Raw genomic sequence first — 819 nt, forward strand, 5'->3', positions numbered from 1 at the left:
ATCATTTTTGGGGGGCCAGATTGACAACGAGGCATTGAGGCAAAGGGGTGGGTTTTAAGGAAAAGAGATTGAACATTTTTGAGGAAAAGGTAAGCGTAGGGCGTTTACGTCGTGTGCTTGAGGAAGCTTTAGATGAGGCGATGACTGAGGTTGATCTGGGACTGAGGGTGATCTTGGCAGCGTGCTTGGCTTTCAATATGGGGGCACCACCTTGGGGAAAGGGGTGTTTTGGCTTGTAAGCGCCTCACGTATAGTGCTTCATGTATAAGCGCGTATAGGGCAAATGAATAAAATACGTAGAGGGGATTTATAGTGCTTGCATGACTCTGAGAAGGGTGCTAAGCGAATTTACCGCGCTGGTGGCGTGCTATCAAATATTGAAGAGTGGGAATTTTAGAAGTGGGGGAGTATCCGTATGATCGAAGATAAATCACAACACCAATTTGCCCATAAGGGAGATAAGGCTTTTGTATCGCAGCCAGTGTTGGATCAATCGGCAACTTTCAAAAAATGGATGATGCTTTCAACAAGCGATTATATCATCATTTGTTGTTTGGCTATCCTCTTGTTGGTGCTTTTTTCCGCGTCTGCCTATATGAGCCCTTTGGAATTTTTTCACGTTATATCCAAGGAACAGCTCCAAGCACTGGGAAAAATGAAACAAGAAGATCTTCAAAACATGAGTCAGAGTTTTATATGGGTTCCTGCGATCGACCTTATTCGTAACTTAGCGTGGACTGGTGTTTGGGCTTTTTTCTGCCTCTTGCCGCAAATGATTTTTGGCTTTCTTTTTGGGTTGTTTCCGCCCTTTTCTATTTT

The 819-nt window shown here is 44.0% G+C and carries 2 protein-coding genes; both read left to right on the top strand.

What is annotated here, in order from left to right; all coding sequences use genetic code 11:
- Positions 1–68: 68 nt before the first annotated feature.
- Positions 69–239 carry a hypothetical protein gene (locus ACFILW_RS10275; protein WP_375685789.1) on the top strand — a complete coding sequence of 57 codons (171 nt, stop codon included), beginning with the start codon at positions 69–71 and terminating at the stop codon, positions 237–239.
- 176 nt (positions 240–415) lie between these two features.
- Positions 416–819, top strand: a 404-nt coding sequence (locus tag ACFILW_RS10280) for a hypothetical protein (RefSeq protein WP_375685790.1), incomplete at its 3' end; no start/stop codon positions are given.

It is taken from the genome of Bartonella sp. TT110JLCBS (assembly GCF_042193405.1).
Classification (GTDB): domain Bacteria; phylum Pseudomonadota; class Alphaproteobacteria; order Rhizobiales; family Rhizobiaceae; genus Bartonella.